The organism is Vibrio minamisatsumaniensis, assembly GCF_050337445.1.
Classification (GTDB): Bacteria; Pseudomonadota; Gammaproteobacteria; order Enterobacterales; family Vibrionaceae; genus Vibrio; species Vibrio artabrorum.
The window spans coordinates 1-25,330 of the sequence record NZ_JAKJSY010000072.1 but is presented as its reverse complement, the minus strand read 5'-3'; the positions used below and the strand labels follow the sequence as shown (position 1 = coordinate 25,330).

Here is a 25,330-nt window from a genome sequence, read left to right as displayed (position 1 = left end):
TGTTTGAGCAGTCGCGGCATGCTTAGTTGGTAAAAATGAATCAGTATCATGGATGGCAAAGACTTGAGCCCAATACCGTATCTGTCTTGAAGAAATTGAATATTGTTTTGCTAAGTAGAGAGATGACGTGCCATCTAAGTATTGCTTAGCAATGATACATTTTAGCTCTCGGCTATATTTGGACATAAAAAGACCCCCAATAATTGGTGTCCAACTATTGGGGGTCAGTTCAATAGGCAACTATCATTGGGGCTTTTTACTTTAAATACTTGGAGTCTCTCACTGCGAACTTGTCCAAGCATGCGTTAGGATTCTCAGTTGTTCAGTGCTGTTAACCAATCGTCTTCTGCTACTTCTTCAATATAACTTTCTACAGATTGACCCACTTCATCATCGTCTTGTTTAAAGTAAGCGATGTGGAATATCGCATCACCTTCATTGACTAAGGGGAGAGTTTGCTGACCAATCACGATTCCGCCTTTGGTGGTGATCACTTGGCTTTCTTCGTGCCCCAGAGGTGAACTGATATAAGCGAGAGTTTGTCCTGCTTCAACCTGTTCGCCAAGTCCTACCATATTACGCAAAATACCGTCTGATTCAGCGCGGAGCCAACTGGTCGATTTACTTAATACTGGCTCTGGTAACTTTTTACGGTTAGGGCGTAGCATGCCGATCTCTTTCATGACTTGATGCACGCCAAGGTAACCCGCACGAATCGCTAGGTGATCAAAACGCAGCGCTTCACCACCTTCGTAAGTTAATACTGGAATCCCCAGCTTTTCCGCTTCGCTACGCAGTGAACCGTCACGCAGTGGCGAGTCAATAATGACGGGGGTTGCGAATGCTTTTGCGATACGCAGTGTTTCAGGGTTCGATAGATTTGCTCGGATCTGCGGCAGATTGGTACGGTGAATCGCCCCCGTGTGTAGATCCAAAATATAATCACAGTGCTTCGCTACGTTTTCGAAGAAGGTGTAAGCGATACGTGATGTCAATGAGCCTTTTTCACTGCCAGGGAAACAACGGTTTAGATCACGACGGTCTGGCAGGTAGCGAGACTTATGGATGAAGCCAAACACATTAACAATCGGCACAATAATCAATGTACCTTTTAATTTCTTTGGTTCAATGGCATTCGTTAATTGTCGTGCAATCTCGACACCGTTTAGCTCATCGCCATGGATCGCTGCATTGACCATAAGGGTCGGGCCAGCTTGGCGACCGTGAATGATTTCAATCGGGATCGAAAGTGGAGAGTGTGTGTACAGCTGAGCTGCTTGTAGTTCTATCTCCTTTCGTTGTCCTGGCTGAACAGTATAACCAAGTAATTCGAATGGTTGATTAGGTTTTAGTCTTGCCATTTACGGGGTCTCAACAGGGTGATAATTCATTAACACGGAATGTAGCAACCGTTGATTTTTAGTACGAATCAATCACTTTGCGGTCACGACAAAAGTTTTTTATGGAGGGGGGTGAGAATTGTTTTCTCTTTTCTATTTTGACCATTTGAGTTCGTTTTAAATTGGCATTTTTCTGACAATACTCTGTTTTTTTAATGATATTTGCCGTTAGGTGGATTGATAGTATCCATCGCCATTTTTGGCAGCCAAATTTATATCTCGAGATGAAAATGAAAAAAACAATTACAAAAATCGTTGCAATAGCAGCGGTTTCTGTCGCGCTGTCTGGTTGTGTCGGTAGTAACGCTGTTACCGGGTACTTAATGAAGTTTAACCTTAAAGCTGTTGATAACCGCTACGCTCGTGGTGGATTAAACATGCTACTAGCGCCTGCTTATGGTCTTACTGTTGCAGCTGACTATTTGGTCTTTAACTCACTAGAGTTTTGGACGGGGAGCAACCCACTCACGGGTTCTCCACATATCTTTGATGCAAAGATGGATACTTACCTTGATATTAACCATCACTTAGATAAGTCATTGACTGAAGCGCCTGTCGGCCCTATCACTCATACCAATATGATTAAGAAAGGTCAAATGCAGCAGATTGATGAGAATACTATCCAAATGGACATTACCTACCAATCTGGTGAGCGAGCGACCTTGATCGGTGTTCGTGACGGTGAGATGGTGACGTATTTCATCGATGGAGAAGTTGTTGCGCAGACATCGATTGATGAGCTAGAAAGTTACGCAGCTTCACGCGCTTAAGCGTTTATCTGATCGAGATACAAAAACAGGTACTCATTGAGTACCTGTTTTATTTTGTGTCGATAAGCGATGTTTAATGACAACATCATTTATTGAAAAAGACGATAGCTTATCGAATTATGCTTTTTCTGGGATCGCTTCAAGCAATGCAACCATTTGGTCCCAGAACAGCTCAACAGTATCGATCTTCACCTTTTCATCAGGAGAGTGTGGGAACTTGATGGTTGGGCCGAAAGAGACCATATCCATGTTCGGGTAAGGTTCTTTGAACAGACCACACTCAAGACCAGCATGGATCACCATGATGTTTGGTTTGTGACCGTAGATCCCTTGGTACATATCGCGGAAGATATGCATGATCTCTGAATCTGCGTCTGGTTTCCAACCTGGGTAAGCACCAGAAAACGCGATGTTAGCACCTGCCAGTTCTGCTACTGAGTTCAACATACTTTCAACCTGGCTACGGCCGGAGTCAATAAGAGAACGGATCAGGCAAAGCACCGTGATTGAATTCTCTTCTGTTGTGATAACCCCTACATTTAGAGACGTTTCAACAACACCTTCAATCTCGTCACTCATGCGAATCACGCCGTTTGGACAGGCGTTAAGTGCCGCGATGAAGCGAGCTTGGTCTGCTGACGCAAGTGCGCCCATTTCTACAGACGCTTCTTCATTGAAAGTCACGCTGCTGTCTTCTACTTTACCTAGCTCTGTTGAAAGCAGCTCAGTGTAGTCGTTATATAGTGAAGCCAGTTTTTCTTGGTTTGCCGCAGGAACAGCAACCGTGACGAAACCTTCACGAGGGATCGCGTTACGAAGGCTGCCCCCTTTGAATTCGACGATGCGAAGGTCTAGCTCTTTTGCGTGACCCGCTAGGAAGCGAGCAAGCAGTTTGTTTGCGTTTGCACGACCGGTGTGGATATCACAACCAGAGTGACCGCCTTTTAGGCCTTTTAGCGTTAGCTTACGTGTTACGAAGTCAGCTGGAATGGCGTTACGTGCAATTTCAAATGTCATTGTACCGTCGATGCCGCCAGCACAACCCATGTACACTTCGCCTTCTTGCTCTGAATCGGTGTTAAGAAGGATATCGCCTTCTAACCAACCCGCTTCAAGACCGAAAGCACCCGTCATGCCTGCTTCTTCATCGACGGTGAGTAGAACTTCGATAGGACCGTGTTGGATTTCGTTTGAAGCAAGAACCGCTAGGCAAGAAGCCATGCCCATGCCGTTGTCAGCGCCAAGCGTTGTGCCTTTAGCGGTAACCCACTCACCATCAATGTATGGTTGGATTGGATCTTTAGCGAAGTCATGAACGGTGTCTTCGTTCTTTTGTGGAACCATATCGATGTGAGCTTGTAGCACCACACCTTTTTTGTTTTCCATACCCGCCGTTGCTGGCTTTTTGATGAATACGTTGCCCGTTGGGTCGCGACGTACATCTAGGCCTTGCTCTGTTGCCCAAGTAACAATGTATTGAGCAAGCTCTTCTTCATGTTTCGATGGGTGTGGGATTGAACAAATTTTATCGAAAAACTGCCAAATAGGGGCAGGGGATAATTTACTGATCTCAGAGTGGAATTCAGACACGGATGACTCCTTTTTTATTTGATTGCCATATATTTAGAGTTTCAATGGATGATAAATTAGAACAAAAATCTAAAATATGGGTCTGTTTTAATGGCAACAGCATACCACTTGCGTGTTTTTACGAGTAGTGCTTCTAAGCCTCAGACACCTCAATTTTTAAACGCCAGTTTGTTTGCTTGATTAAAAATACGCATTTGTATGCTTAATACTGCTGGGTTGATAGGTAATTTAAAAACAATTTTGTAATTTAATTACTCAATTAAGTTGTATAAATAACAATTTCTTTCAAAAGTGTGAAGTTTATCGGAAAGTTGTTGTAATCTTTTTTCTTAGTGGTATATTAGTAACCAACTTCTGAAGTGAAGAGTAAATGCTCAAAGGATGAGTCCGTTTTATCGCCTCCAAGGAACTGAGAAATCATATTCGTTTTTTATTGATTTACTAAGGTGATAGTTATGAAAGGTTTACCATCTGCAATGTTCTGGATTAACAGCTCGGTTTATACTAGCAACTTTGCATACCCAACAAGCTTTGGTTACTAAACCAACGCATGTGACTTGAACAGTTTGTTCACCCCTAATATTGGAATTTTTTTACAACCCTTGGTTGACAGATTCTACCGCCACTCATTTTTGAGTGGCGTTTTTTTTGCCTGCCACTTTCCACTCTCTCCATTTGTCATTTCTCTACCACTCACTGCGGTTGTTTTTCTAACGTCAAATCGTTAATTTTCACTTTATAACTAATTATGTTGAAAAATGACSAGTTCTTGCCGGTATAAACTGAAAATTTAATCAAAGGATTTTCAATAAAAATGGCGTTTTTTCGAAATGATAATCAAGTGACTTTATCGTCGCCTACTACTTTAATTATTTGTTTTTAATGGTTAATGTTTTTATAGCTTGTTTTTTTTATCACTTTGATGTCGATACTATTTTGATAAATATCGTTTAGAGCCCTAATTCTATCTAGAATTTGTTATTTGATAACTTTATAATCACGGCCAATCGTTTACGCAACCGTTTACTTCTTACCCATATAGGATTCGAAAATGCTCGAAAAGCTATTCAAACTCAGTGAAAATGGCACAAATGTCCATACTGAAATCATCGCAGGCCTGACAACCTTCCTAACAATGGCTTACATCATTTTTGTAAACCCAATGATTCTATCTGATGCAGGTATGGACCATGGCGCTGTCTTTGTCGCAACCTGTTTAGCGGCTGCTATTGGCTGTTTCATTATGGGCTTTGTTGCGAATTACCCTATTGCTCAAGCTCCAGGTATGGGGCTGAACGCGTTCTTTACTTATGCTGTTGTGATGGGAATGGGTTATACGTGGCAAGTTGCTTTGGCGGCGGTTTTCGTTTCCGGCGTCATCTTCATTTTCTTAAGCCTCTTTAAGATCCGTGAATGGATCATCAATTCGATTCCTATGTCACTGCGTGTTGGTATATCGGCTGGTATCGGCCTTTTCCTTGCGTTTATTGCGCTTAGTAATGCTGGTATCGTGGTGTCTAACCCTGCAACGAAAGTCTCACTGGGTGATATTACGGCGATTGCTCCAATCCTAGGCGCTCTGGGTTTCTTCCTTACTGTTGCTCTGGTTCACCGCGGTGTGAAAGGTGCGGTAATGATTGCCATTCTTGCTATTACCGTGATCGGTGTTGCGGTTGGTGATGTTCAATATGGCGGCATTATGTCTACACCGCCAAGTTTAGCTCCAACATTTTTGCAGCTTGATTTCTCGGCTATATTTGATATTGGCATGGTTTCAGTGATATTCGCGTTCTTATTCGTTGATTTGTTTGATACTGCGGGTACTTTGGTGGGGGTTGCAACGAAAGCCAATTTAATCAAAGAAGACGGTAAGCTACCGCGCTTGAATAAAGCACTACTTGCAGACTCAACGGCAACGTCTATTGGTGCTCTGCTGGGTACATCCAATACCACCTCATACGTTGAAAGTGTGGCTGGTGTCGCTGAAGGTGGCCGTACCGGTCTAACCGCAGTGGTGGTTGGTATCTTATTCCTATTGGCTCTTTTCTTCTCACCATTGGCCGGTATGATCCCAGCTTACGCTACATCCGGTGCGCTTTTCTATGTCGCCATTCTAATGATGTCTGGTTTAGTCGGCATTGATTGGCGTGATCTTACAGAAGCTGCACCAGTCGTGGTAACATGTCTGCTTATGCCTCTGACATACTCTATTGCTGAGGGTATTTCACTGGGTTTCATCGCTTATGCTGCAATTAAGTTGTTAAGCGGTAAAGGTCGTGACGTTTCTCCTGCTGTTTGGGTAATGTCGGTTATCTTTATTATTAAATACATTTTCGCTTAATCGTCTAGATTTCGGCTTAACTGCTGAAGAAGCTGTGCTTGGCAGAGCTTCTCATAACATGACAATATTATTAGGTTTTATACTATGAGTAACAAATTCGTTATCACTTGGGACAATATGCAGACTTACTGCCGTCAACTAGCAGAAAAACAAATGCCAGCCGAGCAGTGGAAAGGCATTTGGGCTGTAAGCCGTGGGGGGTTAGTACCAGGTGCTATACTGGCTCGTGAGTTAGGTATTCGTCACGTAGATACGATTTGTATTTCTAGCTACGACCATGATCACCAACGTGATATGACGGTAGTTAAAGCACCTGAAGGTGATGGCGAAGGCTTCCTGATTGTTGAAGATCTTGTCGATAGTGGTGACACTGCACGTAAGCTTCGCGAAATGTACCCTAAAGCGAAATTAATCGCAGTTTGTGCTAAGCCATCAGGCGCACATTTGCTTGATGAGTACATCGTCGATATCGCTCAAGACACATGGATTGAACAACCTTGGGATACTAGCCTAAGTTATGTTGAACCTGTAAATCGCAAGGTAAAATAAGCGTAAGCTAAGTTTTTTGATAAATGACCCTATATAGGGTCATTTTTTTTTATACTATGAGTCACAACCATTTCTTATTAAGTACCCCAATGTCTGAATCAGAAGAAACGAGCTCAAACCTTTCGGAAACATTATTTGTTAAGCACAAGCAGGCTAAAGAAACCTCGATGCTGACGCAGTACATGCCAAGTTCGCAAGAATTACTGGATGAGAAGCGTGAGCAGCAAAACTCGTCTTGGTACCGAAACCTAAGGCGTCTGCAGTGGGCATGGCAGGGGGTCAACCCAATAGAGCAAGAAGCCGTGTTAGCGAGAATCGCGTCATCCGATAATTCACGCACTACTGATGAGTGGTTAGATACTGTGATGGGCTACCGAAGCGGTAACTGGGCATACGAGTGGACTAAACTTGGTATGCAGCATCAAAATCGTTCTAATGAGAAGAGTGAAGAAGAGCGGGCTGAAGAGCTATTTTCAGCATCTTTGTGTTTCAGCATTGCCGGCTATCCACATCTGAAAAACGATAGCCTTGCCGCTCAGGCTCAAGTGTTGGCCAATACCGCTTACTCTGAAGCGATAAAACACACTAAGTTGATCGTCAAACAGATTGATATCCCATACCAAAACAAGAAGATCAAAGCGAATTTACATCTAACCAAAACAGACAAGCCACAACCGGTTGTGATTGTCAGCGCGGGTTTAGATAGTTTACAAACGGATATGTGGCGCTTGTTTCGGGATTACTTAGCACCTAAGAATATCGCGATGCTGACGGTAGACATGCCATCGATAGGGCACAGCTCTCACTGGCCATTGACTGAAGACTCTTCATGTTTGCATCAAGCGGTGTTGAATGAGTTGCCGAATATCCCTTGGGTTGATCATCATAAGGTCGGCTTGTTTGGCTTCCGCTTTGGTGGCAACGCTATGGTTAGGTTGTCGTTTGTTGAGCAGCAGAAGATCAAAGCATGTATCTCTCTTGGTGCTCCGATCCACGATATCTTTGTTCATACCGACAAACTCAAGCAGATGCCTAAGATGCATCTCGATGTACTGGCTTCTCGTCTTGGTAAAGGTGCCGTGGATATCAATAGTCTCTCAGGACAACTGATGGCGTGGTCATTGAAAGTACAAGGTTTGTTGTCGAATAGTAAAACGCGCGTTCCTATCTTAGCATTGGCCTTGGAAGGGGACCCGGTATCACCGGCAATGGATAATCAACTGGTTGCCATTTACAGCCAGTATGGGAAAGCGAAGCAAATCAAAGCGAAGTCAATTACACAAGGGTATGAGCAATCCCTCGAATTGGCGATAAAATGGCTTGAAGATGAATTATTTAGGTGACATCTCTCCGAAATTAGTTAAGCATGAAAAGTGTACAAACTAAGTGCTTGATACTCAGAGGTTATTGATAACACCCAACAGGGTAGTTTCTACGTATTACTGTCTGAGTTCGTCATTCTTAACATTGAAAACGGAGATTCAATATGTCAAAAGTGACACAACAACCAACCCATTACCGACTGTTAAATGTTTTGAAGGCTATTGGTCCTTACCTGAGGGAGCCACAATCAGAAGAGGGTCATTATATTTTTGATTGTTTGTCGGTGTGTGTGAACGATAAAAAGTCACCAGAAGAGCGCGAGTTCTGGGGATGGTGGTTAGAGTTGGATAAGTCGGGAGACGGATTTTCGGCCAAATACAACACAGGTAAGTACAACATCGATGGTCATTGGGAGCCTTTGCCATTACCGAAAAAGGTGGTGGCTGAGGTCTCTCGTACTCAAGAGGCCTTCCACCAAAAGTTGATCGATGAACTTCAAAATAAATTTGAAATCAGCGTTCAGTTCGACGAAGAGTCTGTCGAATTCGTCTGATTTTAAAGGTTACTCTTCTCTATAAAGTAAAAAGGTGCGATTTCGCACCTTTTCTACTTGTGAATTCTCTTGTTGATTGCTAAAACATCACCTCTTATTTGTTTTATCCATAAAAGACTTCATGACAATCAATCATCAAAGCGGGACAACAGCACAGCGTAAAACTGTCGTTGTTAAACTGGGTACCAGTGTCTTAACTGGTGGAACATTGGCATTAGATCGAGCTCACATGGTTGAGTTGGTTCGTCAATGTGCTGAATTAAAAAAACAAGGCCATTCGGTGGTTATGGTTTCGTCTGGCGCTATTGCAGCAGGGCGTGAGCACCTTGGTTACCCCGCACTTCCCAACTCGATGGCGAGCAAACAGTTGCTTGCGGCCGTAGGGCAAAGTCGGTTGATTCAAGTTTGGGAGTCTTTATTCGCTATCTATGGCCTTAAAATTGGCCAGATGCTACTGACTCGCGCCGATCTTGATGATCGCGAGCGTTTTCTTAATGCGCGTGACACGATCAACGCACTCGTTGAACACGATATTATTCCCGTGGTGAATGAAAACGACGCAGTAGCGACCAATGAAATTAAAGTGGGTGACAACGATAATTTATCGGCATTGGTGGGTATTTTATGCGGTGCTGATAAGCTTTTACTGTTAACCGACCAAAAAGGTCTGTTTACGGCCGACCCTCGCAAAGACCCAAATGCCGAGCTCATCAAGGAAGTGAAAACCATTGATGACACACTGCGTAAGATCGCTGGCGGCAGTGGTTCTACGTTAGGTACCGGTGGCATGGCAACCAAACTGCAGGCTGCTGATATTGCTCGCCGTGCTGGTATTGAAGTCATTATTGCCGCAGGCAGTGCGGAAAATGTGGTATTTGACTCATTGAGTGACAATCCACAAGGGACCCGTTTCTTGCCTTTAGAAGAAGCGCTAGAAAACCGTAAACGTTGGATTTTAGCGGGCCCGGCTTCTGCCGGAGACATTGTGGTCGACGATGGTGCAGTCAATGCCGTCAACACCAAGGGCAGCAGCTTGCTGGCGAAAGGGGTGATTCGAGTTCAAGGCGAATTTTCTCGTGGTGAAGTTACCCAAGTCACCAACAGTAAAGGCAAGGTGGTTGCGCGTGGTATCGCCAGTTATTCAAGCCAAGATTTAGCTAAAATAGCAGGCAAGCACAGTAAAGATATTGGCGCTATTCTTGGGTACGATTACGGATCAGAAGTCATTCACCGTGACGACTTGGTTGTGATTCAAGAGTAGTTCGAGATGATAAGGCGATGAACCGCAGATTTAGCGCGAGCATCTAGATATCAGCCGTCGCCTTATCCATCCAAAGACAGAATTTAGGGAGCGTTAAACGTGGATTTAACTAACATGGGGATAGCAGCAAAAGACGCGGCTTTCCACCTAGCGACCGCATCAACGGCGCAAAAGAACAAGGCATTGGCGATCATTGCTGATGAGTTAGAAACAAACGCAGCAACGATTTTAGAAGCAAACGCAAAAGATATCGAACTGGGTCGCGAAGCGGGTCTGACAGATGCACTGCTTGACCGTCTACTTCTCAACGAAGAGCGTTTAACCGGCATCGCGAATGATGTGCGTAATGTGATCAGCCTGAATGACCCGGTTGGCAGTGAAATGGACAGTAAAGTACTGGAAAATGGTATGTCACTGTCTCGCCGCCGCGTGCCACTTGGTGTGGTGGGTGTTATCTACGAAGCGCGCCCGAACGTAACCATCGATATTGCAGCTCTGTGTCTGAAGACCGGTAACGCAAGCATCCTACGTGGTGGTAAAGAGACGTTTTTCTCGAACATGGAACTGGTTAAAGTTATCCAGTCTGCATTAGAGAAAGCGCAGCTTCCAGCCGCTTCTGTTCAGTACATCGAGAAACCTGATCGTGAACTCGTATCTCAACTGCTTAAGCTGGATGACTACGTGGATATGATCATTCCGCGTGGCGGCGCTGGTTTGCATAAGATGTGTAAAGAGAACAGCACCATTCCCGTGATCATCGGCGGCTTTGGTATCAGCCATATCTTCGTTGATGACAGTGCGGATCTTGAGAAATCTGTCGATGTGGTTGAAAATTCAAAAGTGCAACGGCCATCAGCGTGTAACTCGTTAGACACTTTGTTAGTGCATGAAACCGTTGCTGAAGCTTTCCTCGCTAAGCTGAAAGCGCGTTTAGCGGGCAAGGTGACCTTGGTTGCCGATGCCAGCGCAAAATCGCTGCTGGCGGGTTTTGAAGACCAACGTGATGCGGTTGAAGGCGACTTTGATACTGAATGGTTAAGCTACACGCTAGGTGTAAAAGTGGTTGCGGATGTGGCAGAGGCGATTGACCATATGCGTGTGCACAATGCGAGTCATTCCGATGCGATCATGACCAACAGTCTCGAAAGCTCTGAGCGCTTTATTAACTCGGTAGGCTCTGCGGCCGTTTATGTGAATGCGTCCACGCGATTTACCGATGGTGCGCAGTTTGGTTTGGGCGCGGAAGTCGCCGTATCGACTCAGAAACTGCACGCTCGCGGTCCTATGGGGTTAGAGGAACTGACCAGTTACAAATGGGTGGGTAAAGCAAACTATTTAGTTCGTGGCTAACGCTTACCGCTGGTTTTGCTCCTCTGCTCATTTTTGAAATGGCTGTCGAGCAGCAATAATCAATGAATCACCACACAAAAGGGCCTTAATTGGCCCTTTTTCTTTCCTTACGTTTAGCAATTCCGTTACACTGATATCCAATTATTTGGAGGTGATATGCATTGTCCTTTTTGTTCAGAGAACGATACTAAAGTAATCGATTCAAGACTGGTCGCCGATGGTCATCAGGTTCGTCGTCGCCGTCAATGCCTTGCTTGTAATGAACGTTTTACGACGTTCGAATCGGCAGAACTTGTGATGCCAAAAGTCATCAAGTCGAATGGAAACCGTGAACCATTTAATGAAGATAAAATGGTCGGCGGTATTCAGCGAGCCCTCGAAAAACGCCCTGTGAGTGCGGATGCGATTGAACTGGCTATCAGTACGATTAAATCACAGCTTCGTGCGACCGGTGAACGGGAAGTACCAAGCGAAATGATTGGTAACCTTGTGATGGGCCAATTGAAAGAATTGGATAAAGTGGCGTACATTCGTTTTGCCTCTGTTTACCGCAGCTTTGAAGACATCCGAGAGTTTGGCGAAGAAATCGCTAAATTAGAGGATTAACCCCTCAATCATGTCCAATTTTACTCCCCTAGATTTTCAAATGATGTCGCGTGCTATTCAGTTAGCAAAACGCGGCATTTACACGACAGCACCCAACCCAAATGTTGGGTGTGTCATCGTACAAACCGATGGTCAGATCGTTGGCGAAGGTTTTCATGCCAAAGCCGGCGAACCTCATGCTGAAGTACACGCCATGCGCATGGCAGGTGACAAGGCAAAAGGTGCGACCGCTTATGTCACGTTAGAGCCTTGTTCGCACTATGGCCGAACGCCACCTTGTGCGGAAGGTTTGATTAAGGCTCAAGTTTCAAAAGTGATTTGTGCCATGCAGGACCCTAACCCAAAAGTCGCAGGACGTGGTATTAAAATGCTACGTGATGCGGGTATTGAGGTTGAAATCGGTTTACTAGAGCAAGACGCTCTCGACTTGAATCCGGCATTTATCAAGCGTATGCAAACGGGCATGCCATTCGTACAGTTAAAGATGGCGGCGAGTCTCGATGGGCAAACCGCATTGAACAATGGTCAAAGCCAGTGGATCACGTCGCCAGAAGCGCGTCGTGATGTTCAGAACTATCGAGCAAAAGCCGGTGCGGTGTTATCTACGAGCCAGACGGTGATTGAAGATAACGCGTCATTGAATGTTCGTTGGGCAGAGTTGCCAAGCAGTATCAAACAGCATTACGCTGAAGATAAGCTGCGTCAGCCGATTCGCGTGATACTTGATCGTCAAAACCAACTGCGTCCTGAACTTAAGTTATTCCAGACTCCAACCCCCGTGTTGAGAGTCGCTGAAGCGTCTGCTGATCTTGAAGTTAGAACCACAGCTGCAGGTCAGCTCGATTTACATGATCTGATGCGTCAATTACCTGCCAATCATATCGATCATCTTTGGGTTGAAGCGGGCGCGACATTAGCTAAAAGCTTGATTGAAGCACAGCTGGTGGATGAGCTTGTCCTCTATTTAGCGCCTAAATTGATGGGCAGTGACGGACGAGGTTTGATGGGCGCATTAGGGCTCACTTCAATGTCGGATGTGATTGACCTAGATATTAAAGATATTCGACTGGTGGGTGTGGATATTCGTATTGTGGCGAAACCAATTGTGGCGAAACCAATTGTGGCGAAACCAATTGTGGCGAAATCAATCGTGGCAGAACCAAGAGCGGCGAAACCATTTTCGAAATAGTCACTCCAACTACACAGTGTCGTTGACAACAAAAAGAGTTTTAAAATGTTTACAGGAATTGTAGAAGCCGTAGGTACATTGAGTGCCATCACTCCCCGCGGAGAAGACATCACCGTCACGGTTAACGTTGGCAAGCTCGATATGGCTGACGTTCAGTTAGGCGACAGTATCGCGACCAATGGTGTGTGTTTGACGGTGGTTGAGTTCAATGACCACAGCTACAGCGCAGACCTTTCGCTTGAAACCCTGAAAAAAACGGGCTTTATGGATTACCAAGCGGGCGATAAGGTAAACCTTGAGAAAGCAATGTTACCGACCACGCGTTTTGGCGGACACATTGTGTCTGGTCATGTTGATGGCGTAGGGGTGATTGTTGAACGTAATCAAGTCGGTCGTGCCATTGAGTTCTGGGTAGAAATGCCTGCTGAACTCTCAAAGTACGTGGCTCAAAAAGGGTCCGTCACAGTTGATGGTATTAGCTTGACCGTGAATGACTTACGTAAGAATGCTTTTAAGCTGACTATCGTTCCGCACACCTCTTCAGAAACCACTATTGACCAATTCAATGTTGGTCGTAAAGTGAATCTAGAAGTCGATGTGTTAGCCCGTTATATGGAACGTTTACTGCAAGGTCAGCAACAAGAGTCTGAGCCTGAATCTCGATTAACGATGGAATTCTTACAGCAGAATGGTTTTGCCTAATAGCCTTTACTCAGTCCCCCAATAGCACTTTGTAAAAGTTCAGCAATATCATCAGGTTTAAATAGTGTCGGTTCTAGGAATCAGAACCATTTCAAAGGATATAGAACAATGCCAATTAGTACTCCTCAAGAAATTATTGAAGACATTCGCCTAGGAAAAATGGTTATCCTGATGGATGATGAAGATCGTGAAAATGAAGGCGATCTGATCATGGCAGCAGAACATGTGACGCCTGAAGCGATTAATTTTATGGCGATGTATGGCCGTGGTTTAATCTGTCTTACACTGACCAAAGAGCGTTCAAATCGTCTGGGGCTTGCGCCTATGGTGCAAGACAACAATGCACAGTACACCACTAACTTTACGGTTTCGATTGAAGCGGCAGAGGGCGTAACCACGGGTATTTCTGCATCAGACCGCGCTGTGACGGTTCAAGCGGCAGTCGCGAAAGATGCCAAAGCGGCAGACTTAGTTCAACCGGGCCATATTTTCCCACTGACAGCGCAAGAAGGCGGTGTGTTAACGCGCGCGGGTCACACTGAAGCGGGGTGCGACTTAGCTCGTCTCGCCGGTTGTGAGCCTGCATCCGTTATCGTTGAGATTCTAAACGACGACGGTACTATGGCTCGTCGTCCAGATCTTGAGGTTTTCGCTGAAAAACACGATATCAAACTAGGCACCATTGCTGACTTGATCGAATACCGTAACAACACCGAAACCACGATTGAACGTGTCGCACAATGTCACTTACCAACAGAGTTTGGTGATTTCGAGCTGGTGACTTACCGCGATACCATTGATAACCAGATCCACTATGCGATGCAGAAAGGCGACCTATCTGAAGGAGCGCCTTTAGTGCGTGTTCACCTGCATGATACGTTTACTGATCTGCTGCATTCTGATCGTGGTGCCGAGCGCAGTTGGTCATTAGATAAAGCGATGAAACGTATTGGTGACGAAGGTGGTGTATTGGTGATTCTTGGGAATGAGGAGTCGTCAGATTCTTTGATTCATAAAGTGAAGACATTCGAAGCTCAGGATAAAAATGAGCAACCGACAATGGCGAAGAAGCAAGGTACCTCTCGTCGTGTTGGGGTGGGTTCTCAGATTCTGCAAGACTTAGGCATTCAAGATATGCGTCTACTCTCTTCAAGCTCTAAGCGTTACCATGCATTGGGTGGTTTTGGCCTTAACGTTGTTGAGTACGTTTGCGAATAAGCGACTGGTGCATAAACAGATATTTCTCTGTTTATCGCCCTATCTATTCGTGATAACTCGGTTTGCTGTTTGGGGCAATAATTAGACCCAAACAGCAAAGTCATTAAGCCGGATTTTCAGCGCGTTAAATGCGTAAGCTGAGCGACATGTTGTTCCCATATCATCGGCAACCGTACTGCGTTATCCTATTTACATCTCCGGTGTCTGTTCTTCTAAATTAGCATTAGATATTGCTCACAGTTTTGTGCTAGAATCCGGCGATTCTCACTTGATGAAAATAGTTAAAGGAAGGCTTATGAAAGTGATCGAGGGTGGCTTCCCAGCGCCAAATGCAAAAATTGCTATCGTTATTGCTCGTTTCAACAGTTTTATTAACGAAAGTTTACTTTCTGGTGCAATCGATACTTTAAAGCGTCACGGACAAGTAAGCGAAGACAACATCACTGTTGTTCGTTGCCCTGGTGCAGTTGAACTTCCGCTTGTTGCGCAGCGTGTTGCAAAAACGGGTAAGTTCGATGCGATTGTATCTCTAGGTACAGTTATTCGCGGCGGTACACCTCACTTTGACTATGTTTGCAGTGAATGTAATAAAGGTTTGGCACAAGTGTCGCTGGAATATTCTCTTCCAGTAGCGTTTGGTGTTCTTACTGTTGATACGATCGATCAAGCTATTGAACGCGCAGGAACCAAGGCTGGTAATAAGGGTGCAGAAGCCGCACTTAGCGCACTTGAGATGATCAACGTTCTTTCTGAAATCGATTCCTAATGGGGGCCAGTGTGAAACCAGCCGCACGTCGTAACGCACGTCAATTTGCTCTACAAGCAATTTATTCTTGGCAAATTACTAAAGAAAATATTGCTACCGTTGAAGAACAGTTCTTATCTGGTGGTAAGTATGATGAAGAAGAGCATCATGCTGCAGAGCCTGCTCTTGCGATGCCTGAAACAGACGTTGCCTATTTCCGCGACCTACTCACTGGTGTTGCTCTTAGCCACATGGAACTTGATAGTAAGCTTCGTCCATTCGTATCTCGCCCGATGCAAGATTTGGATTTGATGGAACTCGCGCTTCTACGTTTAGCTATGTACGAGATGACTCGTCGCGAAGATGTACCATACAAAGTGGTTATCAACGAAGCTATCGAGCTTGCAAAAGTATTTGCAGCAGAAGACAGCCATAAGTTTGTGAACGGTGTGCTTGATAAAGCAGCGCCGCACGTTCGTAAGAAATAAGACGTTTGTCTATTGAATCTAAAGGTCAGCTTTTATGCTGGCCTTTTTTGTAACTCAATTTCTGTAACATTAAAGATAGGGCATGTGATGTCTGGCGAATTTAACCTGATTGAAAAATATTTTGTTAATCGACAACCCCAACGTAAAGACGTACTTCTAGCGGCGGGTGATGATTGTGCTTTGGTCAAAGCCCCAGGCAATGTTGAGATTGCGGTCAGCACGGACACCTTAGTGGCCGGTACCCACTTCTTAACGGAAGCGAATCCAGCTTGGGTCGCACACAAAGCTTTGGCTTCGAATATCAGCGACCTTGCCGCTATGGGGGCGACGCCTGCGTGGGTGTCGTTTGCTTTAACCATACCGGAAGTCGATGAAGCATGGCTTGCTCCCTTCTGTGACTCCTTTTTTAAACTTGCAGACTACTTTGGTATTCAGTTAATTGGTGGTGACACAACCAAAGGTCCATTGAGCCTAACATTGACTGTGCAAGGTTTTGTACCGGAAGGGCGAGCGCTGCGCAGAGATGGCGCAAAAGTGGGGGACTGGATTTACGTAACGGGCAACCTAGGCGACAGCAAAGCAGGCCTCGAAGTGGTACTGGAACCGGAACAGAATAGAGCAAAGCCTTATGCGCTAGAACTTGAAGAGAGGCACTATTTGAGCGTTCCTCGAGTATTGGCTGGCCAAGCACTGGTGAACCTTGCTTCGTCTGCTATTGATATCTCTGACGGTGTTATCGCTGATTTAAAACATATCCTTAAGCGTTCACAGGTTGGTGCAAGCATTGATGTGAGTTGTTTACCTATTTCTCCAGAATTATGTCAGTTTACTTCTGATATCGCTTCAGCTCAGCAGTATGCGCTGACCAGTGGTGAGGAGTACGAACTGTGCTTTACTGTACCAGAAGAGAATAAAGGGTCATTGGAAAGTGTTTTGTCACACACAGGGACAAAAGTTACCTGCATTGGCCAGATAAGACCTGTAGAATATTTTGAATTACACAACAATGGTGAACCATTAAGTTGGCGCTTAACTGGTTACGATCACTTTAAGGCTAATTGATGACAAACCCACTTTCTGCAATCTCTCTTAAAAACCCTTGGCACTTATTGGCAACCGGGTTTGGCAGTGGCTTATCGCCGATTATTCCCGGCACGATGGGCACACTGGCGTCGATTCCTTTCTATCTTTTGTTGGTTCAATTACCGTTCCCTATTTATGTCGTTCTCGTGGTGGTAAGCTGCATTATAGGTATCAAAATCTGCCAAATAACGTCTGATGATATGGGCGTGCATGATCATGGTTCTATCGTATGGGATGAATTTTCAGGTTTTTGGATCACCATGAGCTTAGTGCCTATGTTGAACATTCCTGTTGATGATTGGAGATGGCTAGTAGCTGGTTTTGTGCTGTTTCGCTTTTTCGATATGGTGAAGCCTTGGCCTATTGGTTGGCTAGATAAGCGAGTTCACGGTGGGCTCGGGATTATGATTGATGATATTGTTGCAGGCCTTATGGCGGCGATTTCGCTGTATGCAGTGGCACATTTCGCCGGTTGGCTAGTTTAAGTTCAGAAGGCTTTTAGACCAATCAACGGTTCAAGTCTAAAGTAAAAAAAGTAAGGAATTATAATGTCTAAAAAGGTTTACTGTATCGCTCAATTCCAGCCAAAAGAAGGCAAATTGAACGAGTTATTTGAGGTTCTAAAATCACTAGAGTCAAATACTCTGCGTGAAGATGGTTGTATTCAATACAGAGTCACTCGCCATATTCAGAGCCCGTTTGCTGAGGGGCAGAGCTTCCCTATTGCATTCAATGAAATTTGGGCGGATAACGAAGCGTTTGAAGCGCATTGTCAGCGTCGTGAGATTCAGCAGTTTTTCCAAGCGCAGTGTGTTGAGGAGACGGGGTTGGTTGAGAACTTCAACGTAGCTATCTACTCTGATGAACCAGAGAACTATGACGCGCCAGTACTTAAGCCTTGTTGCTAAGGCTTTATCGACTCTCAGCGACGAATACGTCGAGTCAATGAGTAGAGACAAAAAAGGTTGACCCTAGGGCCAACCTTTTTTGTTTCCGTTATCTAGCTAAGTCTCTATTTCGCCAGATAAGCTGCGATTGATGTCTCAATGCCTTTCGCATCTAAGCCCAACTCTTCATGCAACTCGCCCTGCGTGCCTTGAGCAATGAACTTGTCTGGTAGGCCAAGGTTCAATACTGGCATTAGCCGCTTCTCTTGCATTAAGAATTCAACCACACCCGCACCAGCACCACCTGCGATGGCATTCTCTTCGATAGTAACCAGTACATCGTGGTCAGCGGCCAGTTGTTTGATGAGAGCTTCATCGAGTGGTTTGACAAAACGCATATCGGCTACCGTAGCATCGATAGCATGAGCCGTTTGAAGTGCATTTTCAAGGAAAGTGCCGAAGCTTAGAATAGCGACTTTCGAGCCATCTTTTGCTTTTTCGCTTTCGCGAATGATACGACCTTTTCCGATTTCGAGTGCAGTAAACTCACTTTGAATCTCGGTGCCCATACCATTTCCGCGAGGGTAACGTACAGCACTAGGCCCCGTATGTTGGTGGCCAGTATAAAGCATCTGACGGCATTCGTTTTCGTCGCTTGGCGCCATGATCACCATATTTGGAATACAACGCATGAAGCTTAAGTCGAATGCTCCCTGGTGTGTTTGGCCATCAGCACCGACAAGACCAGCACGGTCAATCGCGAACATGACCGGTAGATCCATGATTGCTACATCGTGGATCAGTTGATCATAGCCACGTTGGAGAAAAGTCGAATAGATCGCCACAATTGGCTTATCACCCGCAATCGCCATACCGGTTGCTAGCGTCACGGCATGTTGCTCAGCAATCGCGACATCGAAATACTGCTCGGGATACTCTTTCGAGAATCGCACCATACCAGAACCTTCACGCATTGCTGGCGTTATCGCCATTAGCTTAGGATCTTGTGCGGCCATATCACATAGGAAGTCACCAAAAATCTTAGAGAAAGTGGGCTTAGAGCTGGTGCTCTTAGGCAAACTTGAATGTGCTGGGTCGAATTTAGGAACGCCATGGTAGCCAATCGGATCTTTTTCAGCGGGCTCATAGCCTTTGCCTTTTTTCGTCATGATATGCAGAAATTGAGGACCTTTAAGATCTCTCATGTTTTTCAGCGTTTTTATTAACTCATTGACATCATGACCATCAATCGGGCCTATGTAGTTGAAGCCTAACTCTTCAAACATGGTACCAGGGACAACCATGCCTTTTAGATGCTCTTCTGTACGGCGTACTAATTCTTTAATCGGTGGAACACCTGATAGTACCTTTTTGCTGCCTTCACGAATCGACGTGTAAAGACTACCAGAAAGGACTTGAGCTAGATGATTATTCAGCGCACCGACATTTTCTGATATCGACATCTCATTATCATTCAGGATAACGAGCATGTCATTGTGGATATCGCCGGCGTGATTCATCGCTTCAAAGGCCATACCCGCGGTAATGGCTCCATCACCAATGACGCTGACAATCTTGCGATCTTTGCCTTCTTTTTGGGCACTGATAGCCATACCAAGCGCGGCACTGATCGACGTCGATGAGTGACCTACCGATAGGGTGTCGTATTCGCTCTCTTGACGCCATGGGAATGGGTGCAATCCACCTTTTTGGCGGATCGTCGATAGGCGATCGCGACGACCGGTAAGGATTTTGTGCGGATATGCTTGGTGACCAACATCCCAAACCAACTTGTCAAAAGGTGTGTTGTACACATAATGCAGAGCAACCGTGAGCTCTACCGCACCTAAGCCTGATGCTAAGTGACCACTTGATTGGCTCACAGAGTTAAGGAGGTAGGTGCGTAATTCATCACAAAGTTGTGTTAGCGTCTCTTTCGGAAGTAGACGCAAATCCTCTGGCTTATCTGCCAAAGCAAGAGTTGGGTACTTGGATATATCAAGAGTCATAGTAATGCGCGCTTATTGTCTTAGTTCTTGCGCTCGATGACGTATCGGGCGAACTCTTCGAGTAACTGGGTATTGTATGGGATTGCAGCCAAAGCTTGAAGCGCTTCCTGTAGTAGAGTTTGCGCTTTTTCTTGAGCGCCCTCTAAACTAAGTAAAGAAGGGTAAGTGCTTTTATTCAAGCTTTGATCGGACCCTTGCGGTTTGCCCAAGGTTTCAGTGTCGCTGACGATATCCAAAATATCATCTTGAACCTGGAAGGCCAGCCCTACCGCATCAGCGTACTTGTCCAATTGAGGCATGACTTCTAACGCTTTATCACCAGCAGCGAGTGCACCTAAGCGAATCGCGCACTTCATAAGAGCGCCGGTTTTATTACGATGAACTTCTTCCAATTCTGCTAACGTGACGGCACGATTTTCTGCTTCAATATCAAGAGCCTGACCGATACACATACCCTGAGCGCCAGAAGCTTCAGCTAGGCATTGAATCATTCGAACACGATTGCTTTCGCCAGTGCCACTTAATGTCCCTTCCGCAAGTATAGTAAACGCGAGAGTTTGTAGTGCATCACCCGTTAAAATAGCGGTCGCTTCATCGTATTTGATGTGACAAGTCTGGTGACCGCGACGCAGTTCGTCGTCGTCCATCGCTGGCAGATCGTCGTGAATCAGAGAGTAGGTATGAATACATTCGACTGCAGAAGCGGGCGTATCGAGTTCTTCAGCCGTGCAACCAAACATTTCCCCTGTAATGTAAACAAGAAATGGACGCACACGTTTGCCGCCTAAAAGCAAGCCGTAACGCATTGCGTCGATTAGAGTCTGATTTTGGTGTGGTAGGCGATCAAGCCAAAAGTTCAGTTGCTCGTTATTACGTGCTTGATAAGACAATAAAGTCTCGATCATAGGGGATCTCATACAATTTGTTATTCAGGTTGTGGGTTAAAGTCACTAAGCTCTGCATCTTCGTCATTTTGCAGTAGGATGCTAACACGCTGTTCAGCATCGTTTAGTTTGCTTTGACCAGCACGAGCAAGGGAAATACCTCGCTCGAACTTTTTCAGTGCATCATCTAAAGCTAGATCACCATTTTCCAGTTGATCAACTAAGCCATCAAGTTCTTCGATTGCCGCTTCAAAGCTCATATTTTCAGGTTTCTTAGTGGCCATAATAAATCTGCATTTGGAAAGATGAACGAACGTTACCCTAGGCTGCTGATATGGTCAAATGTAACCAATAAATTTTGCAATAAAGTTCTTTTTTAAGAGCCTTTAGGTCAATTTTGTCGAATAATCTTATCTTTATAAAAATTATCTCTGGTTGATCAGGGTAAAGTGGGTAGTATTTGTGATTCAAAAACTAAAAATGTGATACTTAGGCTAAGAATTTACTAAAAGATCTTATAATCTGGCCGATAAAAAGTTTATCGTCGATGTAGAGCTACAAAAAGCATGAGGAGTGCTCAGTGGATTTAGCAACCCTAATAGGTTTGATTGGTGGAATGGCCTTTGTCGTCATGGCTATGATCCTAGGTGGAAGCCTTGGGATGTTTTATGACACGACATCCATTTTGATCGTGGTTGGTGGTTCAACGTTTGTTGTTCTGATGAAGTTCACCATGGGACAGTTCTTTGGTGCCGCTAAAATTGCTGGCAAAGCATTTATGTTTAAAGCTGATGAACCTGAAGATCTTATCGCTAAAGTTGTAGAGATGGCTGATGCGGCACGTAAAGGTGGCTTTTTAGCTCTCGAAGAGATGGAAATTAACAACAGCTTCATGCAAAAGGGCATCGATCTGTTGGTGGATGGTCATGACGGTGATGTAGTTCGTGCTGCATTGCAAAAAGACATTGCGTTGACCACAGAGCGTCATGAGCAGGGATCGAAAGTATTCACGGCATTTGGTGATGTTGCCCCAGCGATGGGGATGATTGGTACCTTGGTTGGTTTGGTTGCCATGCTTTCGAACATGGATGATCCTAAATCGATCGGTCCTGCAATGGCGGTAGCACTATTGACCACGCTTTACGGCGCAATTCTTTCAAACATGGTGTTTTTCCCAATCGCAGATAAGTTGGCGCTACGCCGTGATCAAGAGGCATTGAACCGCCGTTTAGTGATGGATGGTGTGCTCGCTATTCAAGATGGTCAAAATCCACGTGTTATTGATGGTTACCTGAAGAATTACCTAAATGAAGGTAAACGAATTTTTGATGGTGAACCCGCTTAGAGGAATGGAAGATGGATGAAGACAAGCCATGTAAATGTCCTCCTCCGGGGTTACCTCTATGGATGGGGACATTTGCTGATTTGATGTCGTTGCTGATGTGTTTCTTCGTACTGCTGCTCTCTTTCTCTGAGATGGACGTACTAAAATTCAAGCAGATAGCAGGCTCAATGAAATTTGCGTTTGGTGTGCAGAATAGCTTGGAAGTAAAAGATATTCCGAAAGGCACCAGTATTATTGCACAAGAGTTTCGTCCAGGTCGCCCAGAGCCAACGCCGATTGATGTGATTATGCAACAGACCATTGATATTACTCAGCAAACGCTAGAGTTTCATGAGGGTGAATCTGAACGCGCAGGGGGCACAATGCGCGACCAAGGAAAGATGACTGGAGGTAAGTCGCCAGAGGTGTCGACTCACGACAATCAGAACTCAGAGTCAGACCAACAGCAAAAGCAAGCTGAAGCGCAGTCTCAAGATATGGATTCCTTGATGGAAAGCATCAAGAAGGCGCTCGAGAGAGAGATCGACCAAGGCGCAATTGAGGTTGATAACCTGGGTCAACAGATAGTGATTCGAATCCGTGAAAAAGGGGCGTTCCCCTCAGGTTCGGCTTTCTTACAACCTAAGTTCCGACCTTTAGTCCGACAGGTTGCTGAACTTGTTAAAGATGTTCCGGGTATTGTTCGGATCTCAGGGCATACAGATAACCAACGTCTTGATTCTGAGCTTTATCGTTCTAATTGGGATTTATCATCGCAACGTGCGGTGTCTGTTGCTCAAGAGATGGAAAAGGTGCGCGGATTCTCTCATCAACGCTTGAGAGTGCGTGGTATGGCCGACACTGAGCCAGTAGAGCCGAATGACACTGAGTGGCAACGCAGCCTCAATCGTCGTGTTGAAATCAGTATCATGCAGGGTGAACCGCTGTATAGTGATGAAGTCCCAGCGATCGCTAAATAGCCTTTATTTCTAATCGGTACCTTGAAAGCCCAATCTCTCGTAGATTGGGCTTTTTCTTTGTTTGATACCGGTTTAGTCCCAATGTTGCGAGAACACTGGGTGAAATGAGGTGGTTGTTTGTTACTGCGTTGAGTTTATTGACCGCGCCAAAGCACGCACTCTTTTCCTTGTTTGACTTTCTCATGTATAATTCGCGCCCTTAGATTTAATATTGATCTATTATTGCTTCAATGACTATGTGAAATGACCTTTTACGTGGCAATGAACCTCTTAAAATTGTGAACCTTATTGGCGTGAAAGTACTATGAAATTTATTGTTAAGCCCCATCCGGAAATTTTTGTAAAAAGTGAATCGGTGCGTAAGCGCTTCACAAAGATTTTAGAACGTAATATTCGTACTATTCTTCAGCGTCGTACTGAGTCTGTGGCTGTTTTTAACCGTCGCGATCACATCGAAGTGACGTCTGAGAGTGACAAATACTTTAAAGAAACACTTGAAGTGTTGACGCAAACGCCGGGTATTCATCACTCCCTTGAGGTTCAGCAATCTGATTTTAAAGATTTACATGATATTTACGAGCAAGTACTTGAACGCAGCCGTACTCTTATTGAAGGCAAAACTTTCTCTGTTCGTGCCAAACGTCGAGGTCAACATGACTTCACGTCTATTGAACTAGAACGTTATGTTGGTGGCGGTCTAAATCAAGCGGTTGAGTCGGCTAAAGTTCGACTTAAGAACCCTGATGTGACGGTTAAGGTTGAAGTCACTAACGACAAGTTAAACCAAGTGATTGAACGTCATAAAGGTCTAGGCGGTTTCCCTCTAGGAACTCAAGAAGATCTACTGAGTTTGATTTCTGGCGGCTTTGATTCAGGTGTTTCAAGCTACTTGCACATTAAACGTGGTTCTAAGGTTCACTACTGTTTCTTCAACCTTGGTGGTCCAGCGCACGAGATTGGCGTTAAGCAAGTGGCTCACTACTTATGGAATAAATATGGCTCATCGGCAAAGGTGAAGTTCATCTCTATCGACTTTGAACCAGTGGTTGCTGAAATCCTTGAGAACGTAGAAGACGGCCAAATGGGCGTGGTACTTAAGCGTATGTTCATGCGAGCGGGTGGCATGGTTGCTGAGCGTTTCTGTATTGAAGCGCTCGTAACGGGTGAAGCACTTGGTCAGGTTTCTAGCCAAACGCTTACGAATCTTCGCCATATTGACAACGTGACGGATACTTTGATCTTGCGTCCGCTGATTAACTGGGACAAAGAAGACATCATCGATCTATCCCGCAACATTGGTACAGAAGACTTCGCTAAAGTCATGCCTGAATACTGTGGTGTTATCTCGAAGAAACCGACAGTAAAAGCGAAGAAAGGCAAACTAGAAGCGGAAGAAGCTAAGTTTAATTTCGAGGTTTTGGATCAAGTTATCGAGAATGCTCGTGTAATGGATATCCGTGACATTGAGAAAGAGAGCCAAGAGCAAGCACCTGAAGTTGAACAAGTTCAAGCCGTGTCTGAACATGCCATCGTTCTTGATATTCGTAGCCCAGAAGAGGAAGATGAGCGCCCACTAGAGATTGACGGTGTTGAAGTGAAGCACATACCGTTCTTTAAGCTATCGACTCAGTTTGGCGATCTAGATCAATCGAAAGAGTACTTGCTGTACTGTGAACGTGGTGTAATGAGTCGTCTACAGGCGCTTTACCTACAAGAGCAAGGCTTCCATAACGTTAAGGTTTACCGCCCGTAGTGGTGCGATGAGCATCGTTAAGTTTTTACAAAGCCGCTTACTGAAAAGTGAACTGACCCCCAATAGTTGGACACCAATTATTGGGGGTCTTTTTATGTCCAAATATAGCCGAGAGCTAAAATGTATCATTGCTAAGCAATACTTAGATGGCACGTCATCTCTCTACTTAGCAAAACAATATTCAATTTCTTCAAGACAGATACGGTATTGGGCTCAAGTCTTTGCCATCCATGATACTGATTCATTTTTACCAACTAAGCATGCCGCGACTGCTCAAACAAAACGAAAAGCATTGAATTTAATGCGAAAAGCATTGAATTTAATG

Annotated in this window: 25 protein-coding genes and 2 pseudogenes; 21 read left to right on the top strand and 6 right to left on the bottom strand. The window is 44.9% G+C overall.

The features are described 5' to 3' along the window. Window positions 1–186: pseudogene (locus L4B77_RS15495) on the bottom strand (helix-turn-helix domain-containing protein); the annotation flags it as partial. Window positions 187–314: 128 nt separating this feature from the next. Continuing rightward, window positions 315–1,361, bottom strand: a complete 1,047-nt coding sequence (locus tag L4B77_RS15490) for a succinylglutamate desuccinylase/aspartoacylase family protein (RefSeq protein WP_429751507.1) — start codon at window positions 1,359–1,361, stop codon at window positions 315–317. 269 nt (window positions 1,362–1,630) lie between these two features. Between L4B77_RS15490 and L4B77_RS15485 the strand changes: the two genes are divergently transcribed. Further along, window positions 1,631–2,170, top strand: coding sequence for a DUF3332 domain-containing protein (locus L4B77_RS15485; protein ID WP_429751505.1), 540 nt, complete (start codon window positions 1,631–1,633; stop codon window positions 2,168–2,170). A 117-nt stretch (window positions 2,171–2,287) separates the two neighbouring features. Here L4B77_RS15485 and L4B77_RS15480 read toward each other — a convergent pair whose 3' ends face one another. Further along, complete coding sequence (locus L4B77_RS15480) at window positions 2,288–3,760, bottom strand: aminoacyl-histidine dipeptidase (protein WP_429751503.1); 1,473 nt, start codon at window positions 3,758–3,760, stop codon at window positions 2,288–2,290. Window positions 3,761–4,215: 455 nt separating this feature from the next. Here L4B77_RS15480 and vcdP point away from each other — a divergent pair, with 455 nt between their 5' ends. From vcdP to L4B77_RS15405, 16 genes are all read left to right on the top strand, one after another. Then, window positions 4,216–4,302 carry a small protein VcdP gene (vcdP, locus tag L4B77_RS20260; protein WP_004734412.1) on the top strand — a complete coding sequence of 29 codons (87 nt, stop codon included), beginning with the start codon at window positions 4,216–4,218 and terminating at the stop codon, window positions 4,300–4,302. Window positions 4,303–4,811: 509 nt separating this feature from the next. Beyond that, on the top strand, window positions 4,812–6,101 hold the full coding sequence (locus tag L4B77_RS15475) for an NCS2 family permease (protein WP_261837940.1): 1,290 nt from the start codon (window positions 4,812–4,814) through the stop codon (window positions 6,099–6,101). An 84-nt stretch (window positions 6,102–6,185) separates the two neighbouring features. After that, window positions 6,186–6,650, top strand: a complete 465-nt coding sequence (gpt, locus tag L4B77_RS15470; RefSeq protein WP_261837939.1) for a xanthine phosphoribosyltransferase — start codon at window positions 6,186–6,188, stop codon at window positions 6,648–6,650. A gap of 89 nt (window positions 6,651–6,739) precedes the next feature. After that, window positions 6,740–7,993: an esterase FrsA gene (gene frsA, locus L4B77_RS15465; protein ID WP_261837938.1), complete on the top strand. Its 1,254-nt coding sequence runs from the start codon at window positions 6,740–6,742 to the stop codon at window positions 7,991–7,993. Window positions 7,994–8,136: 143 nt separating this feature from the next. Continuing rightward, window positions 8,137–8,526 carry a sigma factor-binding protein Crl gene (gene crl / locus L4B77_RS15460; RefSeq protein WP_429751500.1) on the top strand — a complete coding sequence of 130 codons (390 nt, stop codon included), beginning with the start codon at window positions 8,137–8,139 and terminating at the stop codon, window positions 8,524–8,526. Window positions 8,527–8,602: 76 nt separating this feature from the next. Continuing rightward, complete coding sequence (gene proB / locus L4B77_RS15455) at window positions 8,603–9,787, top strand: glutamate 5-kinase (RefSeq protein WP_372040198.1); 1,185 nt, start codon at window positions 8,603–8,605, stop codon at window positions 9,785–9,787. A gap of 99 nt (window positions 9,788–9,886) precedes the next feature. Beyond that, complete coding sequence (locus tag L4B77_RS15450; RefSeq protein ID WP_372040199.1) at window positions 9,887–11,137, top strand: glutamate-5-semialdehyde dehydrogenase; 1,251 nt, start codon at window positions 9,887–9,889, stop codon at window positions 11,135–11,137. 156 nt (window positions 11,138–11,293) lie between these two features. Beyond that, the gene (nrdR, locus tag L4B77_RS15445; RefSeq protein WP_429751497.1) at window positions 11,294–11,743 is read left to right on the top strand and encodes a transcriptional regulator NrdR; all 450 of its coding nucleotides are present in this window, start codon (window positions 11,294–11,296) and stop codon (window positions 11,741–11,743) included. Window positions 11,744–11,783: 40 nt separating this feature from the next. After that, window positions 11,784–12,932, top strand: coding sequence for a bifunctional diaminohydroxyphosphoribosylaminopyrimidine deaminase/5-amino-6-(5-phosphoribosylamino)uracil reductase RibD (gene ribD / locus L4B77_RS15440; protein ID WP_429751495.1), 1,149 nt, complete (start codon window positions 11,784–11,786; stop codon window positions 12,930–12,932). A 45-nt stretch (window positions 12,933–12,977) separates the two neighbouring features. Next, window positions 12,978–13,634, top strand: coding sequence for a riboflavin synthase (locus L4B77_RS15435; protein WP_429751493.1), 657 nt, complete (start codon window positions 12,978–12,980; stop codon window positions 13,632–13,634). A gap of 108 nt (window positions 13,635–13,742) precedes the next feature. Further along, window positions 13,743–14,852 (top strand): bifunctional 3,4-dihydroxy-2-butanone-4-phosphate synthase/GTP cyclohydrolase II, encoded by a 1,110-nt coding sequence (gene ribBA / locus L4B77_RS15430; RefSeq protein ID WP_372065159.1) that lies wholly within the window; start codon window positions 13,743–13,745, stop codon window positions 14,850–14,852. Window positions 14,853–15,147: 295 nt separating this feature from the next. Next, on the top strand, window positions 15,148–15,618 hold the full coding sequence (ribH, locus tag L4B77_RS15425; protein WP_004741508.1) for a 6,7-dimethyl-8-ribityllumazine synthase: 471 nt from the start codon (window positions 15,148–15,150) through the stop codon (window positions 15,616–15,618). After that, window positions 15,618–16,085: a transcription antitermination factor NusB gene (gene nusB, locus L4B77_RS15420; RefSeq protein ID WP_004734399.1), complete on the top strand. Its 468-nt coding sequence runs from the start codon at window positions 15,618–15,620 to the stop codon at window positions 16,083–16,085. Before ribH ends, nusB begins: the two co-directional genes overlap by 1 nt. A gap of 87 nt (window positions 16,086–16,172) precedes the next feature. After that, window positions 16,173–17,147, top strand: coding sequence for a thiamine-phosphate kinase (gene thiL, locus L4B77_RS15415; RefSeq protein WP_261837930.1), 975 nt, complete (start codon window positions 16,173–16,175; stop codon window positions 17,145–17,147). Continuing rightward, on the top strand, window positions 17,147–17,653 hold the full coding sequence (gene pgpA / locus L4B77_RS15410) for a phosphatidylglycerophosphatase A (RefSeq protein WP_429751487.1): 507 nt from the start codon (window positions 17,147–17,149) through the stop codon (window positions 17,651–17,653). The genes thiL and pgpA overlap by 1 nt, the downstream gene beginning before the upstream one ends. Before the next feature lie 63 nt (window positions 17,654–17,716). After that, window positions 17,717–18,076, top strand: coding sequence for a putative quinol monooxygenase (locus tag L4B77_RS15405; RefSeq protein WP_261837928.1), 360 nt, complete (start codon window positions 17,717–17,719; stop codon window positions 18,074–18,076). Window positions 18,077–18,180: 104 nt separating this feature from the next. On the opposite strand, the gene dxs is transcribed toward L4B77_RS15405, so the two are convergent. The 3 genes from dxs to xseB are packed head-to-tail and all read right to left on the bottom strand — an operon-like array spanning window position 18,181 to window position 21,232. Continuing rightward, window positions 18,181–20,064 (bottom strand): 1-deoxy-D-xylulose-5-phosphate synthase, encoded by a 1,884-nt coding sequence (gene dxs, locus L4B77_RS15400; RefSeq protein ID WP_429751485.1) that lies wholly within the window; start codon window positions 20,062–20,064, stop codon window positions 18,181–18,183. Window positions 20,065–20,084: 20 nt separating this feature from the next. Next, window positions 20,085–20,969, bottom strand: coding sequence for a (2E,6E)-farnesyl diphosphate synthase (gene ispA, locus L4B77_RS15395; RefSeq protein WP_261837926.1), 885 nt, complete (start codon window positions 20,967–20,969; stop codon window positions 20,085–20,087). A gap of 20 nt (window positions 20,970–20,989) precedes the next feature. Continuing rightward, window positions 20,990–21,232 (bottom strand): exodeoxyribonuclease VII small subunit, encoded by a 243-nt coding sequence (gene xseB, locus L4B77_RS15390; RefSeq protein ID WP_104215027.1) that lies wholly within the window; start codon window positions 21,230–21,232, stop codon window positions 20,990–20,992. Between the two features lie 296 nt (window positions 21,233–21,528). Between xseB and pomA the strand changes: the two genes are divergently transcribed. From pomA to L4B77_RS15370, 4 genes and pseudogenes are all read left to right on the top strand, one after another. Further along, window positions 21,529–22,293: a flagellar motor protein PomA gene (gene pomA, locus L4B77_RS15385; protein WP_429751482.1), complete on the top strand. Its 765-nt coding sequence runs from the start codon at window positions 21,529–21,531 to the stop codon at window positions 22,291–22,293. Window positions 22,294–22,304: 11 nt separating this feature from the next. Next, window positions 22,305–23,252 (top strand): flagellar motor protein MotB, encoded by a 948-nt coding sequence (locus tag L4B77_RS15380; RefSeq protein WP_261837924.1) that lies wholly within the window; start codon window positions 22,305–22,307, stop codon window positions 23,250–23,252. Between the two features lie 304 nt (window positions 23,253–23,556). After that, on the top strand, window positions 23,557–25,005 hold the full coding sequence (thiI, locus tag L4B77_RS15375; RefSeq protein WP_429751480.1) for a tRNA uracil 4-sulfurtransferase ThiI: 1,449 nt from the start codon (window positions 23,557–23,559) through the stop codon (window positions 25,003–25,005). A 94-nt stretch (window positions 25,006–25,099) separates the two neighbouring features. Further along, window positions 25,100–25,330 (top strand): annotated as a pseudogene (locus tag L4B77_RS15370) (helix-turn-helix domain-containing protein); the annotation flags it as partial.